This window comes from Pseudomonas sp. BCA17, assembly GCF_004519405.1.
In the GTDB taxonomy this organism is placed as follows: Bacteria; Pseudomonadota; Gammaproteobacteria; order Pseudomonadales; family Pseudomonadaceae; genus Aquipseudomonas.
On record NZ_SGWI01000006.1, the window covers coordinates 377,347 to 392,703 of the forward strand.

Consider the following 15,357-nt stretch of genomic DNA (forward strand, 5'->3'; position numbering starts at 1 on the left):
ATAGGCGGGAAGCACAAAGGCACGTCGTCCCTATAAAACGAACCGGAAAGGGAAAAATTAGCGGGGGATGGGGCGGGTATCCGCCGGAATGCAGCGACCGGGAACGGTCGGCCAAAAAACCAGTACGCCGTTGATGTGGCGAGTAAAAAGCCCGGCGTGGGATGAGGGTCGCCAGGTCACTGAATGGTCGCGGTCAGATTGCAGGAAATACAAGGAGCACAGCAGGTCCGCGCACGGGGAACCATCAGCCCAGCCGCCGATACCCCAACACCGCCGCCCCCAGCACCACGGCGCCCGCCCCCAACGCCACCCAGAACCCGCTGGCGGCGCCAAAGTGGTCGATCATCCAGCCGGAGCTGGCGGCACCGATGGCCACACCGATGCTCAGGCCGGTGATCAGCCAGGTCATGCCCTCGGTCAAACGGCTCGGCGGGACGATCTGCTCCACCAGTGCCATGGACACGATCAGGGTCGGGGCGAAGAACAACCCGGAGACAAAGACCGCCACGGCCAGCCCTGGAATGTTGGTCACCAGCAGCAACGGTAAGGTCGTCAACGCCGTGGCCACGCCGCAGATCAGGAACTGCCGGGGCAGCGGCGCCTTGCGCTTGAGGGTGCCGAAAGCCAACCCCGCCAGGCATGAACCGATGGCGTATACCGACAGCACGATACTCGCCGCAGCCGGCTGGCCCTGGTGCTGGGCAAAGGCCACGCTGACCACATCCACCACGCCCACGATCACTCCCATGGCCAGCAACAGGACCATCAGGATCAGCACCGAGGGCGAGGCAATCAGCCAGCGGCCGTGATGGCCGTGGTGTTCGTGCACGGGTGGCTCGGTTTCGCGTTGCAACACAAAGGTGGTGACACCCACCGCCAGCAACAGCGCAGCCACCAACGGTCCGGCCTGCGGGAACAACACCACGCACAAGCCCACCGATATCGGCGGGCCGATGATAAAGCACACCTCATCCAGCACCGACTCCAGCGCAAATGCGGTTTGCAGCCTGGGTTGGCCGCGATACAACGCGGTCCAGCGCGCCCGCACCATGGCCGACATGTTGGGCATGCAGCCGGCGAAGGCGGCGAACACGAACAGCGTCCAGTTCGGCGCTTGCACGTAAGTGCACAGCAGCAACATCAGCAAGGCCCCACCACCGACCCACGCCGCAATCGGCAGCACCCTGCCCTGGCCGTAACGGTCAACCAGCCGTGACACCTGCGGCGCGCACACTGCCGTGGCCAAGGCAAACACCGCCGCTACCGAACCCGCCAGGCCATAGCCGCCGTGCACCTGCGAGAGCAGCGTGATCAGGCCGATACCGGTCATGGAGACCGGCATGCGCGCCAGCATCCCCGCTAATACAAAAGCGCGCGAACCGGGTGCCTGGAATAACTCAGCGTAGGGATTTGCCATTGCTCAACGTCTTGATTGCCCGAATGTGCGCACGCTTTTATCACACCAGGCGCTTGATCTGCTTGTGCCGCCACACCAGCCGGTAATAGGCGGTCTGCAACGCCAGCATCGCCAGGTACGTCACCGGAAACGCCATCCACACCCCTTCCAGGCCGAAATGCGCATTGAACAGGTACGCCATCGGCAACTCAACGCACAGCACACAGAAGATCGAGATGGCCACCGGCATCAGCACCACGCCGCTGGCGCGCATGATCCCGCCGATCACCGCCTGGAAACCGAAGACCAACACACTCCACAACATGATGTGCAGCAGGTGTTCGGCCCTGACCCGGGCGACTTCGTCGGTGATGAACAGCCCCAACAGCCAATGGGACAGCAGGTAGCCGAGCACGATCAAGCCACCGGTCAGGCAGGTGTTGATCAACAGCCCGGTGCGCAGAATCGGCCCGATGCGTTCCAGGCGCCCGGCGCCGATGGCCTGCGCGCCAAGAATCGAGGCCGTGATGGCAATCGACAATGCCGGGAACTGCACATAGTTGACGATCTGCGTCACCGCGCCATAGGCCGCCGTGGCCTGGGAGCCGTGCCCGTTGACCAGGGCCAGAATGACCAGCTCCGACAACGACAGCACCACCATCTGCAAGCCGGTGGGCAGGCCGATGCGCAGGACCTTACCGAGGATGACACGATCGAGGCGCAAAGCCCCCAGCAACTCACGATCCGGCGCCATCACGTGGTTTTTATGCCGCAGGCGCAGAATCAGAAACGCCATCGCCAAGGCATTACCCACCAGGCCCGCATACGCCCCGCTCTGGGTACCCATGGGCGGCAGGCCGACCCAACCGCGGATCAGCGCCGGAGTCAGCAGCAGGCCAACCAGAGTCGACACCATCAGCGCGAGCAACGGCGAGAGGGTGTCACTGACGCCACGCAACAACTGGGTGTAGAGGATGAAGACCAGCAACAGCGGCATGATCAGCATCATCACCTGGGCATACGCCACGGCATCATCCAGTACATCGACCGGCGTGCCCAACGCCTGCAAGGCCGGGCGCGCGAACAGGCCACCCAGCACGGCCGCGACCAACCCCACCAGCGCGCCCAGGGTCAGGGTGGCGCCGGTAATCACCTTGACCAGCCCGGTTTCCCCGGCGCCCCATGCCTGGCCGATCAGCACCGAAGCCCCCGCCCCCAGGCCGATCACCAGGGCGATAAAGAAAAACACGATGGGAAACATCCCCGACACGGCTGCCAACGCCTGGGTGCCGAGCAGTTGCCCGACATAGATACCGTTGAGGGTGCCGGAAAAGCTCTGCAAAAAGTTGGACAGTACCATCGGGGCCAGAAACAACAGGTAGATCTGCCACAACGGCCGTTTTGGAGTGACTTCCATGGAGGTTCGAATCCCTGAATGAGGGTTAGGCAGCGAAGGCATTGCGAGATAGCCAGGCCAGGTATGTCCGCACGTCCGCCGGCCAATGCGCGATTTTGTTGGAAAAGTCAGAGGCGTCCTGGGCAAACAGCGCCCGCGAGGCGTCTTCGAAACCTGGCAGGTCACCGCCGATGGCACTCATGAAACGATAACTGGCTTCCTTGGCCTGGCGCATTTGATCACGGGATGCATGAACATTGCGCGCTTCATCCACCAACCGCCGCAACGCTGCCGACGCACCACCCCGTTGCTGGCCGAGCCATTCCCAATGACGCGGCAACAAGGTGACCTCCCGCGCGACCACGCCCAGCTTCGGGCGCCCCACCGAAGGGGTCGCGGGCGGCGCCTCATCGGCGTCTGTCGGCGCCGGCTGCACCGGTGTGTAACCCGCCGGCCAGGGGTAGTCGACCTGAGTACCGGTGGCATCATCAAAGGCCAGGAAGCTGCCGGCCGGCAGATCAAGGCTCGATAAGGCGTCGGCCACTTCGGCATAAGAACCGGAGGCTATGCGCTGATGCCGAACGAAGACGGTGCACAGGGGTGCGTTTTGCATCGACATGGATTATTACCCGGGCTTTATTTGTTTTACCCGGGTCATATTAGTCAAATCTTTTGCGTACGCAAGGCTTTATCGGGAAATATCTGGATGCCTTGCCGGTCCTAGCCACCGAAAGCCTGTGAGGGCCTGCGCAATGTCGGATCAAACGGGTTGATCCGCGGCCCGATCGCCGCCGCTTCGCGTTTCAACAATTCCACCACCATCGGCAATCGGCTCGGCCCCAGCCGGTCACTGATGGTTGCCACGCTCAACGCGGCCACCGCGTGCCCATCGCGGTTGAGGATAGGCACGGCCAAACCGGCCATCCCTTCCAGTACCCCGGTATTGCGTGCCGCATAACCGAGGTTGCGCACGTTCTCCACCTCCGAACGCAACAACACTTCGTCGTACAGATGAAAGTCCTTGAGTCGCGGCAAGTTGTAGCGGATCACCGTTTCGCGCTCCTCCTCCGGCAGGAACGCCAGGATCGCCAGGCTGCCCTGCCCCACGCCTAACGCTACACGCCCGCCGATATCGCCGGTGAAGGTGCGGATCGGGTAGGGACCTTCGCTGCGGTCAAGGCAGATCGCATCAAACCCGCTGCGTGCCAGCAAAAACAGCGAGTCGCCCAAGGATGCGCTCAGACGCAGCAGACTCGGCCGCACCAAGTCACGCAGGTTGCCGGTCTTGCCCGCATTCGCCGCCAGGGCGAAGAACTCCAGGCTCAGGCGGTAGCGTTTGCTGCGCGCGTCCTGCTCGACCATGCCCTCGTCCATCAGGCTGCGCAGCAATCGGTGGGTGGTGGGTTGGGACAGGCCCACCTGCTGCGCCAGTTGGGTCACGCGTTCGCCGCCCTCCGGCACCGTACCCAGGGCGCGCAGTAGCGCGAACAGGCGGGACACACCGCCTGCGCCAACTGCCTTGCTATCCATATTCCGCTCAGTGGAACTATCAACCATAACCAAACCTTCAAAATTCCGATCAACGAATAAAATTGAAAATAATAGTCCACTCAGTGAAATTCTGTCTTCCACCCTTCCTCGTCTTCGTCCTAATCTGCGTCCACAGGGGCGAAATGAACAACAACCGGCAGCCGACTTGAGATCGAGCGCCAACGCACCCGCGACACTTCTTTCGCATCTGCCCAAAACAAAAAAAGCGCGTCTGGACGCGACTCAAAAAGGTGGAACGCACTATGGCATTTCTCCAACTCAACGCCTTGAGCAAACGTTATGGCGCTGTCGACGCAGTGGTCGCGACCGACCTTGCGGTGGAAAAAGGCGAATTCGTTTCCCTGCTCGGCCCCTCGGGTTGCGGCAAGACCACTACCTTGCAAATGATCGCCGGCTTCGTGGACGTAAGCGGCGGGCAGATCCTGCTCGACGGTCGCGACATTACCCACGCCAAGCCCGCCAGTCGCGGCCTGGGTGTGGTGTTCCAGAGTTATGCGCTGTTCCCGCACATGAGCGTGCGCGACAACGTCGCCTTCGGCCTGAAGATGCGCAAAGTGCCGGCCAGCGAAATCGCCAGCAAAGTCAACGGCGTGCTGGAGTTGGTGCGCCTGGCTCAGCATGCCGAGCGCTATCCGCGCGAGTTGTCCGGCGGCCAGCGTCAACGTGTGGCCCTGGCGCGGGCGTTGGTGATCGAGCCGCCGGTGTTGCTGTTGGACGAGCCGCTGTCCAACCTCGACGCCAACCTGCGCGAAGAAATGCAATTTGAGATTCGCCGCATCCAGTGCGCCGTGGGCATCACTACCTTGATGGTCACCCACGATCAGGCCGAGGCGCTGTCGATCAGCGATCGCGTGGTCGTCATGCAGGCCGGGCGCGTGACCCAGATCGATGCGCCTTACACACTCTATGAACACCCACGCACCCGGTTCATCTCGGACTTCGTCGGCAAGGCCAACCTGTTGGCCGGCGACTACGACCCGCTCGGCAACCCACAAGTGCGCCAGGAAGGCGGCAGCGGCGAACTGACCCTGAGCCTGCGCCCGGAGAAAATCCAGCTGGTAAACGCCGGCCTCGGTCGCCTGCAAGGCGCAGTGCTCGACCGCTACTTTTTCGGCAGCCAATGGCTGTACCGCGTCCATACCTCCCTCGGCGAAATCACCGTGGTCTGCAGCAACGACGGCAGCGCGCCACTGGACCGTGGCGCGGCAGTGGGCCTGCAATGGCAAGCCGAGTTGTTGCGCGTATTGGCGGCGGATGAGGTACACCCATGAGCCGGGGCTACCTATTGTCGTTGCCGGCCTTGCTCCTGTTTTTCGGGCTGTTGGTGCTGCCGCTGGGCTTGACGTTGGTGTTGTCGTTCAACGTGTTCGACTATCAGGCAGGCGTAAAGGCCGATGAGTGGACCTTTACCCATTACCTGTCGCTGCTGCGCGATGCGTATTTCTACGAAATCTTCTGGCGCACCTTCTGGATCAGCGCCCTGGTGACGTTGCTGTGCGTGGTCATTGGCGTGCCCGAGGCGTACATCCTCAGCCGCATGGGCACACCGTGGCGCTCGGTGTTCCTGATCCTGATCCTCACCCCGTTGTTGATCTCGGTGGTGGTGCGGGCCTTCGGCTGGAGTTTGCTGCTGGGCGCCGATGGCCTGGTCAATCAAGTGATCCAGGCCCTGGGCGGACGCCCGATGAAGCTGCTGTACACGCCGTTTGCCGTGATCATCGCGCTGGTGCACGTGATGTTGCCGTTCATGATCATTCCGGTGTGGACCTCCCTGCAAAAACTCGACCCGTCGGCGGAACAGGCCGCTTTATCGCTGGGAGCAAGCCAGGCCACGGTGATGCGCAAGATCGTCTTACCGCAGGTGATGCCCGGCGTGTTGTCCGGCACCTTGATCGTATTCGGCCTGGCCGCCAGCTCGTTCGCCATTCCCGGCCTGCTGGGCGGACGCCGCCTGAAAATGGTCGCCACCGTGGTGTACGACCAGTACCTCTCGGAACTCAACTGGCCCATGGGCGCGACCATCGCGGTGGTGCTGCTGTTGGTCAACCTGCTGATCATGCTGAGCTGGAACCGCATGGTCGAAAGCCGCTACAAAAAGTCCCTGGGGGTTTAAGCGCATGTCCAGAAACGGTCCTTTGGCCCTGGGCTTTCACAGCCTGGTGGTGCTGTTCATGATGGCGCCGCTGGTGGTGGTGTGCCTGGTGGCCTTCACCCCGGAAAACACCTTGAGCCTGCCCACGTCGGGGTTTTCCCTGCGTTGGTTTCGTGCGGTGTTCGAACGTGCGGACTTCATCCAGGCGTTCTATAACAGCCTGGTCCTGGCATTTACCGCGGCCACCCTGGCCACGCTGGTGGCGGTGCCCGCCGCCTTGGCGATCGGCCGTTATCAGTTCCCGGGGCGCAACCTCTTCAGTGCGCTGTTCCTGTCGCCAATCATCATTCCGCACCTGGTACTGGGGGTGGCGATGCTGCGCCTGTTTGCGCTGATGGGCGTCAACGGCAGCTTCACCTGGCTGATGCTGGCGCACGTGGTGATCATCACACCGTATGTGCTGCGCCTGGTATTGGCGGCGGCCATCGGCATTGATCGCAGTGCCGAGCAGGCGGCCGAGTCCCTCGGCGCCGGACGCTTTACGCTGTTTCGCCAGATCACCCTGCCAATGATCCTGCCCGGCGTGGCCGGCGGCTGGCTGCTGGCGTTCATCAACAGTTTCGATGAAGTGACGCTGTCGATCTTCGTCAGCTCACCGGCCACGCAAACGCTGCCGGTGCGCATGTACGTGTATGCCACCGAATCCATCGACCCGATGATGGCGGCGGTGTCGGCGCTGGTGATTGCGTTGACCGCGGCCACCATGATTGTGCTGGACCGGGTCTACGGCCTGGACCGCGTGCTGGTGGGGAAACACTGATGCCGCTGTTCAAACGATTGGCCGAAACCAAGCGCCCTGCCCTGGCCTTTACCCTTGACGGGCAACCGGCCACGGGCTTGCTTGGCGACACCCTGCTCACCGCCATACTGACCTGCGCCGACCACCTGCGTGGCAGCGACTTTAGCGCCGAGCGCCGCGCCGGGTTCTGCCTGATGGGCGCGTGCCAGGATTGCTGGGTGCGGCTGGAGGACGGGCGTCGCGTGCGGGCTTGCTCGACCCTGCTGGAAGAAGGCCAGGCCATCAGCCGCGACCCGGGGCGTCGGCCATGAAGCCGGTGGTGATTGTGGGCGCAGGCCCGGCGGGGATCAGCGCGGCGCGCACCCTGCTTGACCATGGCATCAAACCTTGCCTGATCGATGAAAGCCTGCGTGGCGGCGGGCAGATTTATCGCCGGCAACCGGCGAATTTTCAGCGCACGGCCAAGCAGCTCTACGGTTTTGAAGCGGGCAAGGCGCAGGCGGTTCACCGCACGATGGATGAGTTGGCGCCGCTGCTCGACTACCGGCCCGAAACCCTGGTGTGGAATGCCGAGGACGGTCGCCTGGACCTGCTCAACCACGGCCGCGCCGAAAGCCTTGGGTATTCGCGGATCATCGTCGCCACCGGCGCCACCGACCGTATCCTGCCGGTGCCGGGCTGGACCCTGCCTGGGGTCTATAGCCTCGGCGCAGCGCAGGTTGCCCTGAAGTATCAAGGCTGTGCCATCGGTGAGCGCGTGGCGTTTTGCGGCAGTGGGCCGTTGCTGTATCTGGTGGCGTATCAATACGCCAAAGCCGGGGCCAACGTGGTGGCGGTGCTCGACAGCGCGCCTTTCAGCGCCCAATGCCGGGCGTTGCCGGCGCTGCTCGGGCAACCGCTGACATTGGCCAAAGGCTTGTACTACCGCGCCTGGCTCACGGCCCATGGGGTTGCCGTGCATCAGGGTGTGACGCTCAAGCAGATTGACGGTGAACAACGGGTCAGCGCCATCCGTTGGGCCGACCGGACCCTGGCCTGTGATGCCGTGGCCTTCGCCCATGCGTTGCGCAGCGAAACACAACTGGCGGACCTGCTCGGCTGCGAGTTTGCCTGGAATGCCTTGAACCGTGCTTGGTTGCCGCAACGGGACAGCGCCGGGCGCAGCAGTGCCAATGGGGTGTACCTGGCCGGCGACGGCGCCGGAATCATGGGCGCGGAGGCTGCACACCTGGCCGGCGAGCGGGCCGCGCTGGCGGTACTGGAAGATTCGGGGATCGCCATCGATCATCGTCGCCCCGCATGGCTGGAGCAGCAGTTGGCGGGCATCCAGCGCTTTCGTCAGGGCCTGGAAACCGCTTTCCCCTTCCCGCAACAGTGGGCGGCGCAAGCGCCAGATGCGTTGATCCTGTGCCGTTGCGAGGAAGTCAGCGTCGGCGACGTGCGTGCGGTGGTCGACGAAGGCCACTGGGAGATCAACCGGGTCAAGGCCCATTGTCGCGTCGGCATGGGCCGCTGCCAGGGCCGCATGTGCGGGTTGGCCGCGGCGGAAATCATTGCCGAACGCAGCGGCCGAGGCATCGAGGATGTCGGGCGGCTGCGCGGCCAGGCACCGATCAAACCCCTGCCGTTCGGCGTGCAGGTGCAACCATGATCGACGTCATCGTGCTGGGGGGAGGCATTGTCGGCGCCTCGGCGGCGCTTATGCTCGCGCAGCGAGGTCAGCGTGTGGCGTTGGTGGAACGGGATTTTTGCGGCTCCCATTCCAGCGGCGTCAACTATGGCGGCGTCCGGCGCCAGGGGCGGCCTTTGCACCAGTTGCCGCTGTCGCAACGCGCCCATCAGCTATGGGCCGACTTGCCGGGGTTGATCGGCATCGATGGCGAGTACGTGCGCTCCGGGCACCTGAAACTGGCCCGCAGTCAGGCGGATTTTGCCGCGTTGCAGGCTTATGCAGAACACACACGGGGATTTGGCCTGGGCTTGCAACTGCTCGATTACGCTGAGCTGCGCGCCAGGTTCCCGTGGGTGGGCGACATCGCGGTCGGTGCGTCGCTGTGCCCTGAGGACGGCCACGCCAATCCCCGCCTGGTGTCGCCGGCGTTCGCCCGTGCCGCGCAACGCCTGGGCGCAACGGTCTACGAGCAGGCCGAAGTGATTCAAGTCGAGCATGACGGGCAGTGTTTCCAGGTGCGCTGTGCCAACGGCCTGCACGTGCAAGCGCCCTGGCTGCTGAACTGCGCCGGCGCGTGGGCCGGCACCGTCGCCACGCAGTTTGGTGAGCCGGTGCCGATCATTTCAGCGCACCCGGCGATGCTGGTGACCGAACCGCTGCCGGTGGTGATGAATGTGAGTACCGGTGTTGAAGGTGGCGGGATTTATGCGCGCCAGGTTGCCCGCGGCAATTGCATCCTTGGCGGCGGACGCGGCTTTGCCCTTGGCCCGCTGACGGCACGCCCCGGGCAGGCGGCGGTGCTGGACATTTTGCGCAACGCCGCTGAGCTGTACCCGTTTCTCGAGGGGGCGCAGGCCATTCGCACCTGGAGCGGCACCGAAGGTTACCTCCCCGATCATGAACCGGTGATCGGTCCCAGCAGCACCCAACCTGGCCTGCTCCACGGTTTCGGCTTTGCCGGCGCCGGGTTCCAGCTCGGCCCCGCGGTCGGTGAGGCCCTGGCGGACATCGTCTGTACAGGCGCCAGCCGCCAACCCATCGCAGCGTTTTCCATCCGTCGTTTCCAAGCCTGAGAGGAAAAACATCCATGAACCCACGTACCGCGCTGTCCTGCTTGTCCCTCGCCTTGCTCGCTTCCACCGCCCAGGCAGCCCCCACGCTGTACCTGGGGATGAACGGCGGCACCATGGAGCGGGTATACGCCGACAAGGTGCTGCCCGCCTTCGAAAAGGCCAATAACGTCAAGGTGGTGATCGTGCCCGGCACCTCGTCGGACATCCTCGCCAAGGTCCAGGCCAACAAAGACAACCCGCAGATGCATGTGATGTTCCTCGATGACGGCATCATGTACCGCGCCATCTCCATGGGCCTGTGCGACAAACTCACGCCAAACCCGACCCTGGAGCAGATTCCCGCCAAGGCGAAAATCAAGGATCAGGCCGTGGCCGTCACGCTCGGCGTAACGGGCCTTGGCTACAACGCCAAGATGTTCAAGGAAAAAGGCTGGGCGGCCCCCACCTCGTGGATGGACCTGGCCGACCCACGGTTCAAGGACAAGGTGGTGTTCCAGTCGTTGGCCTCCTCCACCTTCGGCCTGCACGGCTTTTTGATGTTCAACCGCATCCAGGGTGGCGACGAGACCAATGTGGAACCGGGCTTCAAGGCCTGGCCAACAACCATCGGCCCCAAAGTGCTGGAATACATCGCCAGTTCGGCAAAAATATCCGAGATGGTGCAGACCGACGAAGCCGCGATCTTCCCGCTCACACCGACCCAGGTCACTACCCAGAAACTGCTGGGCATCCCGATGGAATATGCCCAGCCCAAGGAAGGTGCGGTGGTGCTGAACGTGGCCGAATGCGTGATTGCGCGTAATGACCAGCCGGAACTGGCGCAGAAACTCGCGGCGTTTTTGCTGACCGCCGAAGCCCAGGCGCCGGCATTGGAAGAAGGCGACCAGATTCCGTCGAACCCGACCACCCCGACCACCGACAAGACCCGTGGCCGGGTGGAGGCCATGCAAGGCTACTTGCAGACGGCGATTTCGATTGATTGGGACCAGGTCAACCGGGCGCGGCCGGAATGGAATGCGCGGTGGAGCCGGTCGATCGAGCGTTGATCAAAGAGGGGTTATCGGCAGCGCACGCTTGTGCGCTGTCTTGCTGTAGGCCCCCTCGACGATTGCCCGCACCCGCTCAGTCACCGGCTCGCCCATCAAATAGGCATCAATCTCTGCGTAAGAACATCCATAGGCGTGCTCATCCAGCTTGCCCGGCACCAGCTCTTCGAGGTCGGCGGTGGGGTGTTTGTGCACCAGCCCATCCGGTGCGCCGAGGGCAGTTGCCAACAGCCGCACCTGGGTCTTGGTCAGGCCCGACAGCGGTGCAAGATCGCAGGCGCCATCACCAAACTTGGTGAAAAAGCCCATCAACGCTTCGGCGCCATGGTCGGTGCCCACCACCAAACCGTTATGCAGGTTGGCCACGGCATATTGGGCGACCATCCGTGCACGGGCCTTGACGTTGCCCTTGATGAAGTCGACATGGCTGGCGCTGGCCTGCGCAGCGCCCAGGCTGGCCATCAAGCCATCGACACTGGCGGCAATGTTGAGCGTTTCGATCTGGTCCGGGGTGATGAAGTCCAGGGAGGCCTGGGCGTCGCCTTCGTCAGCCTGAGTCTTGTAGGGCAAGCGCATGGCGATAAAACGCGCCTCATACCCTTGCGTGCGCAGTTGCTCGACGGCCAGTTGGCACAGGCGACCGGCAGTGAGCGAGTCGACGCCGCCGCTGATGCCCAGTACCAGGGCCTTGCAGCCGGACTGGCGCAGCGTGGTCTTGATAAAGTCGATGCGCCGCTGGATCTCCCGGGGCTCACCGCCCTGGACCAGCGAACGGTCGATATTGAGTTCCCGGGCGATACGTTCCTGGGTTTGCATGTCACACCTCCACGCTGCCGACATTGAATACCTGAGCCGCATATTGCAAAAACGAGGCGTCTTCGCAGACGTTCTTGATCGGGTCATCGGAAAACTTCACCACCGGCTCGCCGTGCACCCGCACCAGTTTCATCACGATGCTCAGTGGCTGCACACCGTCCACATCGCAGGCCAGGCTGGTGCCCATGCCGAAGCCGAACCTGGCCTTGCCGCGCACGTGGCGCAGGATCGGCAGGCACTTCTCGAAGTTCAAACCGTCGGAGAACATCAGGTCCTTGGTCATCGGATCGATGCCCAACTGCTTGTAGCGAGCCAGCACCTTGTCGGCCCAGGCGATGGGGTCGCCGGAGTCCTGGCGCAGGCCGTCATAGAGCTTGGCGAAATACAGGTCGAAATCCTTGAGGAAGAAGTCTGTGCTGATCGTATCGGTCAGGGCGATACCCAGGCGGCCACGGTACTCACCCACCCAGTGCTCCAGCGCAGCGTTCTGGCTCTCGCGCAGGCGCCCCAGTTGCTGGTGCACCATCAGCCATTGGTGCGCCATGGTGCCGATCAGTGGCAGGTCGAATTCGTAGGCCAGGTGCGCGTTGCTGGTGCCGACGAACTGGCCGGGAAAGTCGCGGCGCATGATGTCCACCACTTCACGCTGGGCCTTGAATGACAGGCGCCGGCGGGTGGAGAAGTCGGAGACACGCAGGTCGGCCAGCTCTTCGCGGCTGAGGTTTTTTTCCAGCCAGTCAAACTTCTGGTAGAGCTTGCGGGTGACGTCTTCCAAGGTAACGTCGGGGTATTTGTCACGGTTGCGCAGTTCACTGACCAGGGCCAATACCGGCTGCTCGAACATGATGCAGTGCAGCATCGGGCCGACGACGCGGATGTTCAGTTGGCCGTCGACTTCACTGACGTGGATATAGCGCAGATTGAAGCGGAACAGGCCGAGGAAGCGTTCGTAGTCCGGCGTGAGGTATTCGCGAAAATGCGGGTTGAACAGAAAGCGCAGTTCGCCTTCGCGGGCCTGCAAGCCAGCCATATGCTCAAGCTCGGCACGCAACTGCGGAATCAAGTGACTGAGCTTTTCCTTGGAGCGCACGATGAAGTTATATTCCACATCGACGTTGGGGTACTGATGCAACACGGCCTGCATCATGGTGAAGGTGTAGTAGTCGGTGTCGAGCAACCCCTGGATCACCGGGGTTTCGTAGTTATAGGCACTTTCCATGGTGACTCTCCTTAGCGCGTGGCCTGGACTGCCAGTTCTTCGCGGGTGCTGCTGATGACAGCACCGGCCTTGAGCAACTCATTGACGGCCTGCACGCCGCCCTCCTCGCTGATACCCCGGCATGCCGGCAGGTGCAGGACGACTTCAAAACCGGCCTTGAGCAGTTGCAGCGCGGTGGTCTTGACGCAGTAGTCCAGGGCCAGGCCGCCGACGATCACCCGCACAACACCTTGGGCTCTCAGATACTCGATCACCCCCGTGGATAGTTTGTCGTGCAGATCGTGATAGCAGGCACCGTAAGGGTGCAGATCGGGCTCGACGCCTTTCCAGACGAAGTAGTCGTAGTCATAGGGCCTGGGCAACTCGTCGAGCAGGTTAAAACCCTCGGTCCCCGGCACGCAGTGGCTGACCCACGTGAGGTCGGCGTGGGCCAGGCCGGTGGGTTGCAACATCTCGCTGTGCTGGCTGACCACCCACGGCGCGTGCGGAGTGTGAGCATCCTTGCTGCCGACGCGATGGCCGACGAGGCTGGCCATGTAGTTGAGCTCGGCGCCGATCCGGTCGCCACCCGCCACAGGCAACTCGTTGGGGCACAGTGGCGTGAAACTCTTCTGGGCGTCGACATCAAATGAAGCAAGGGCGGTTTTCGCGAGGGTCATGGTGGTTCTCCTGTGGCCTGGAAACAAAAGTACACGTCATGTACTTTCGCTGCAAGAAATATTTATTTACCTATGCTAAAGCCAGTACATGACATATCTGTTCGATTCGTTAGACTGTGCATCACCGTTGTTGCGAAGGATTTCACATGCCACTTAGCCCCTACCTCCACACCGTCGACCTCTGCGCGCTGTTCTACTGCCGTGCCAGCGGGGAATTGAAACTGCTGCTCAACAAGCGCGAAGCCGACCCCTACGCCGGGCATTGGGCGCTGCCCGGTGTGGTGGTCAACGGCGACGTGCAAGACCTGAGCCTCAAGGATGCGGTGGAGCGTTTGCGGGTAAGCGACAAGGTCGGCCTGGACCTGGCCTGGTGCGAACAGGTCGGCACGGTGGGCGATGCGTTTCGCGACCCGCGTTGCTGGTCGTCGTCCACCTTCTACCTTGCCATCGTCGCGGATGAAGTGACGTTGGCCGACCACCAGGGCTGGTTTTCGCTGAATGCGCTGGCAAACGGCAGCATCAAGCTGCCGTTCGACCACAACCTGATCGTGGCGGCGGTACAGGAGCGGCTGTTTTCCAAGTCGCTGTACAGCAGCTTGCCGTTGCTGTTCCTCGGTGATGAGTTCAGCGCGCCGGAAGCGACCACGATCTTTTCACTGGTGCTGGCGCGGCCGGTATTGAAGACCAGTATTCGTCAGCGTCTGCTCAAGCTGACCGAGGCGGGATATCTACGTGAGACAGGGCGCAAGAAAAATGGCGAAGGCGGCAGGCCCCAGGCGACAGTGCAGAACCTGAAGCCTGGCGCGGTGTATTTTTTTGATCGCAGCTTTGCCGAATAAGCGTCGTCAGCTCATCCAGTTGCCGCCGTCGACATTGTAGGTTTGCGCAACCACATAGTCGGCGTCTTGCGATGCCAGGAAGATCGCCATGCCGGTCAAGTCCTGCGCTGTGCCCATGCGTCCGAACGGCACCTCGGCCCCTACCCGCCGCTTCTTCTCGCCGGGTGCCAGCCGTTCGTGCCTGGCGAACAGCGCATCCACCCCGTCCCAGTGCTCACCGTCCACCACCCCCGGCGCGATGGCGTTGACGTTGATGCCTTGCTTGATCAGGTTCAGCCCCGCCGACTGCGTGAGGCTGATCACCGCCGCTTTGGTCGCGCAATAGACCGCCACCAACGGCTCGCCCCGCCGCCCTGCCTGGCTGGCCATGTTGATGATCTTGCCGCCATGGCCCTGGCTGATCATCTGTCGCGCAACGGCCTGCAAGGTGAACAGCGTGCCGGCGACATTGATCGAGAACAGCCGCTCATAGCTGTCGCGGGTAATGTCGATAATGGGCGCCAGGTCGAAGAGCGCGGCGTTGTTGATCAGGATATCGAGCTTGCCGGCATGGGCCACCACGGCGGCAATCGCGGCATCGATGGAGGCCTGGTCGGTGACGTCCATCGCCACCGCGTAAGCCTGTGGGCCCAGTTCGAGCGCCGTGGCCTGAGCGCGTTGCAGGTTGATGTCGGCGATCGCGACGGTAGCGCCTTCGGCAATATAAGCCTGGGCAAAGGCGCGGCCGATGCCGCGTGCCGATCCGGTGATCAGCGCACTTTTACCTTCCAGTCGTTTCATGAGCGTGGTTCCTTGGAAA

At 62.8% G+C, this 15,357-nt stretch carries 16 protein-coding genes; 8 read left to right on the top strand and 8 right to left on the bottom strand.

Going from position 1 to position 15,357, the window contains the following annotated elements:
* Positions 1-244: 244 nt before the first annotated feature.
* The 4 genes from EXW71_RS22390 to EXW71_RS22405 all read right to left on the bottom strand — a co-directional run bounded on the left by EXW71_RS22390 (position 245) and on the right by EXW71_RS22405 (position 4,349).
* The gene (locus EXW71_RS22390; RefSeq protein ID WP_134659586.1) at positions 245-1,417 is read right to left on the bottom strand and encodes an MFS transporter; all 1,173 of its coding nucleotides are present in this window, start codon (positions 1,415-1,417) and stop codon (positions 245-247) included.
* A 40-nt stretch (positions 1,418-1,457) separates the two neighbouring features.
* Positions 1,458-2,813, bottom strand: coding sequence for an MATE family efflux transporter (locus EXW71_RS22395; protein WP_134659584.1), 1,356 nt, complete (start codon positions 2,811-2,813; stop codon positions 1,458-1,460).
* Between the two features lie 25 nt (positions 2,814-2,838).
* Complete coding sequence (locus tag EXW71_RS22400; RefSeq protein ID WP_134659582.1) at positions 2,839-3,411, bottom strand: DUF2239 family protein; 573 nt, start codon at positions 3,409-3,411, stop codon at positions 2,839-2,841.
* A 101-nt stretch (positions 3,412-3,512) separates the two neighbouring features.
* Positions 3,513-4,349: an IclR family transcriptional regulator gene (locus EXW71_RS22405; RefSeq protein ID WP_134659580.1), complete on the bottom strand. Its 837-nt coding sequence runs from the start codon at positions 4,347-4,349 to the stop codon at positions 3,513-3,515.
* Between the two features lie 236 nt (positions 4,350-4,585).
* Here EXW71_RS22405 and EXW71_RS22410 point away from each other — a divergent pair, with 236 nt between their 5' ends.
* From EXW71_RS22410 to EXW71_RS22440, 7 genes are read left to right on the top strand one after another with little or no spacing between them, the layout of a single operon-like run.
* A complete protein-coding gene (locus EXW71_RS22410) occupies positions 4,586-5,614 on the top strand; it encodes an ABC transporter ATP-binding protein (protein ID WP_134659578.1) in 1,029 nt (342 codons plus the stop codon).
* On the top strand, positions 5,611-6,456 hold the full coding sequence (locus EXW71_RS22415) for an ABC transporter permease (RefSeq protein WP_134659576.1): 846 nt from the start codon (positions 5,611-5,613) through the stop codon (positions 6,454-6,456). The genes EXW71_RS22410 and EXW71_RS22415 overlap by 4 nt, the downstream gene beginning before the upstream one ends.
* A 4-nt stretch (positions 6,457-6,460) precedes the next feature.
* Positions 6,461-7,255, top strand: coding sequence for an ABC transporter permease (locus EXW71_RS22420; protein ID WP_134659574.1), 795 nt, complete (start codon positions 6,461-6,463; stop codon positions 7,253-7,255).
* Positions 7,255-7,545: a (2Fe-2S)-binding protein gene (locus EXW71_RS22425; protein ID WP_134659572.1), complete on the top strand. Its 291-nt coding sequence runs from the start codon at positions 7,255-7,257 to the stop codon at positions 7,543-7,545. The genes EXW71_RS22420 and EXW71_RS22425 overlap by 1 nt, the downstream gene beginning before the upstream one ends.
* Positions 7,542-8,885, top strand: a complete 1,344-nt coding sequence (locus EXW71_RS22430; protein WP_134659570.1) for an NAD(P)/FAD-dependent oxidoreductase — start codon at positions 7,542-7,544, stop codon at positions 8,883-8,885. The genes EXW71_RS22425 and EXW71_RS22430 overlap by 4 nt, the downstream gene beginning before the upstream one ends.
* Positions 8,882-9,979, top strand: coding sequence for an FAD-binding oxidoreductase (locus EXW71_RS22435; RefSeq protein WP_123718060.1), 1,098 nt, complete (start codon positions 8,882-8,884; stop codon positions 9,977-9,979). Before EXW71_RS22430 ends, EXW71_RS22435 begins: the two co-directional genes overlap by 4 nt.
* 14 nt (positions 9,980-9,993) lie before the next feature.
* Positions 9,994-11,025 carry an ABC transporter substrate-binding protein gene (locus EXW71_RS22440; protein ID WP_134659568.1) on the top strand — a complete coding sequence of 344 codons (1,032 nt, stop codon included), beginning with the start codon at positions 9,994-9,996 and terminating at the stop codon, positions 11,023-11,025.
* Here the strand turns inward: EXW71_RS22440 and nadE are convergent, their stop codons facing one another.
* The 3 genes from nadE to EXW71_RS22455 are packed head-to-tail and all read right to left on the bottom strand — an operon-like array spanning position 11,026 to position 13,719.
* Positions 11,026-11,841 (bottom strand): ammonia-dependent NAD(+) synthetase, encoded by an 816-nt coding sequence (nadE, locus tag EXW71_RS22445; protein WP_134659566.1) that lies wholly within the window; start codon positions 11,839-11,841, stop codon positions 11,026-11,028.
* A gap of 1 nt (position 11,842) precedes the next feature.
* On the bottom strand, positions 11,843-13,060 hold the full coding sequence (gene pncB, locus EXW71_RS22450) for a nicotinate phosphoribosyltransferase (protein ID WP_134659564.1): 1,218 nt from the start codon (positions 13,058-13,060) through the stop codon (positions 11,843-11,845).
* 11 nt (positions 13,061-13,071) lie between these two features.
* Positions 13,072-13,719 (bottom strand): nicotinamidase, encoded by a 648-nt coding sequence (locus EXW71_RS22455; protein WP_134659562.1) that lies wholly within the window; start codon positions 13,717-13,719, stop codon positions 13,072-13,074.
* A gap of 146 nt (positions 13,720-13,865) precedes the next feature.
* Here EXW71_RS22455 and EXW71_RS22460 point away from each other — a divergent pair, with 146 nt between their 5' ends.
* Complete coding sequence (locus EXW71_RS22460) at positions 13,866-14,558, top strand: NUDIX hydrolase (RefSeq protein WP_134659560.1); 693 nt, start codon at positions 13,866-13,868, stop codon at positions 14,556-14,558.
* Positions 14,559-14,564: 6 nt separating this feature from the next.
* Here the strand turns inward: EXW71_RS22460 and EXW71_RS22465 are convergent, their stop codons facing one another.
* The gene (locus EXW71_RS22465) at positions 14,565-15,338 is read right to left on the bottom strand and encodes an L-iditol 2-dehydrogenase (RefSeq protein WP_134659558.1); all 774 of its coding nucleotides are present in this window, start codon (positions 15,336-15,338) and stop codon (positions 14,565-14,567) included.
* Positions 15,339-15,357: the final 19 nt, after the last annotated feature.